Raw genomic sequence first — 1,905 nt, 5'->3', positions numbered from 1 at the left:
CGCCGCCAACACCGGGGAATGACCAACATCAACCGAAGCAACGGGGGTCACCTTTCACCCGTCGGAAGCGGCTCAGAATTCAGGCGTCGCCGACAATCAGCAGCCCCCATCGACCGCTGCAGTCACGACCCCGGCACGGGATGGAGCGCGGCGTCGGCACCAGCAAGCGGAGGACATGGCCGCGTGAGGGGCGGTTAAGCTGTCGCAATGACGGCTGATGTCCCCCTGGACGTAGAAGAAGAACGCTTCTGGCGTGCCTTGCAACGAGTGATTACCGCGTTGCCGAACACTCTGGACAAAGACCTTCTGAAGTCGACCGGGCTGACGCTGTCCGAGTACTCAGTCCTGATGTTCCTGTCCGAGGCAGAGAACCGTGAACTGCGGATGATCGATCTCGCCGAACTCACCCGCCTCTCGGCCAGCCGCATCTCCAGGGTGGTCGACGCCCTGAAAGCCCGTGGCTGGGTGACGAAACGGCGGCACGAGGTGGACGCCCGAGGAAGCGTGGCAAGCCTGACGCCCGAGGGAATGGAGCGCCTGGAAGGCGCCTATCCGTCGCTCCTGTCCAGTTCACGCAGGCGCGTCATGGACCACGTGAACCACGACTTTCTCTCGGGCATGGCCGTCCAGTTCGAGCGTGTCGCCGACTATCTCGGCTAGCGCGCATGTGCTCCGGACATCCGTTCTCGGCCCTGTTCTCCTTCCGCAACCGGAACAGCGTCCGTCTCAGGTGGATCCGTTCCGGCGGCCACCGTGCGGTCACCGGGACACACCTCATCTCATCACCCGGTGGCCGTTCCGGATCTCACGAGCTCACGCGGACGTGCTGTCGGTAGTGGCCGACCGGCGCGGCACGACCATTTTGGATGTGTCGAGCAGGACGAGCCCGGCCGACCCCAGCAGGGGCAGGACGGTCAGCTGCCACAGGCCGGCGCCGCCCCAGCCGAGCGCCTCGACCAGCCGCGCGAAGAGCAGCCCGGAGAAGGCCGCCGGCACGTAGTAAGTCAGCATGAACAGTCCCGAGCCCCGGCCGACCAGTTCGGGTCGCACCGCACGCTGCATCGCGGTGGTGCAGTTGGTGAAGAGGATGCCGCTGGCGAAGGCGCCCATGAGGAAGGCCAGGGCGTACTGGGCCGGGGCAGACGTGGCGTACTGGTAGATGAGCAGCGCGGTGCCGGAGGTGGTCACGAAGCCGACGGCCAGCAGGGAACGTTGGTTGACGTGGTCGCCGAGCCAGCCGGCCGGCAGCGCCATCGTGGCGCCGAAGCCGTAGCAGGAGATGGCAAGCGCCGCCTGCCCGGCGCCGAGTCCGAGGTGCTCGCGCAGGAACGTCGGATAGAGGCCGAGGAAGCCGTAGTTCACCAGCCCGGTCACCGCGCAGACGACACCCATGCCGAGCGTGTTGCGGTTGTACGGGCTTGCCGGCACGTGGCCGTAGCGGTCGGTCGACGTGCCGCCGCCGCTGCCGGTGACCGCCTCGGTCATGGTGCGGCTGACGGTGGCGAGGACAAGCAGGGCAATCCCCAGCCCGACGGCCGCGAATATGTAGAACGGGCCACGCCAGCCGCCCCAGGTGCCGGCAAGGCCGTTGCCGACCAGTGGGCCGAGGAAGACGCCCGCGCCGAAGGCGACGCCGACGACTCCGGCGGCGACCGCCCGGCGGTGGAAGAAGAAGGCGCCGACGACGGCGTACAGGGCGGTGGCCTGCATGCCCTCACCCACGCCGGAGACCAGCCGGTAGACACCCATGTCGGCGAACCCGCCGGCGAGCGGGATGGCCAGGGTGCCCATGGAGTAGACGGCGACGCTCAGGACTAGGGTCCGTCTTCAAAGATCATCGGGTGGTGGATCATGGTGGGGTGATACGTCGCCATGAACTCACCGACCGGGAGTGGGAGTTGCTCG

The 1,905-nt window shown here is 67.5% G+C and carries 1 protein-coding gene and 1 pseudogene; one reads left to right on the top strand and one right to left on the bottom strand.

The window, feature by feature from the left end:
* Positions 1-207: 207 nt before the first annotated feature.
* Complete coding sequence (locus ACIP64_RS41445; RefSeq protein WP_401598049.1) at positions 208-660, top strand: MarR family winged helix-turn-helix transcriptional regulator; 453 nt, start codon at positions 208-210, stop codon at positions 658-660.
* 153 nt (positions 661-813) lie between these two features.
* Here the strand turns inward: ACIP64_RS41445 and ACIP64_RS41440 are convergent.
* Positions 814-1,815: pseudogene (locus tag ACIP64_RS41440) on the bottom strand (MFS transporter); the annotation flags it as partial.
* Positions 1,816-1,905: the final 90 nt, after the last annotated feature.

Origin of the sequence: Streptomyces sp. NPDC088733 (genome assembly GCF_044751185.1) — a bacterium.
In the GTDB taxonomy this organism is placed as follows: Bacteria; Actinomycetota; Actinomycetes; order Streptomycetales; family Streptomycetaceae; genus Actinacidiphila.
The sequence above is the reverse complement of the archived record's forward strand: the minus strand, read 5'-3'. Positions and strand labels throughout refer to the sequence as shown.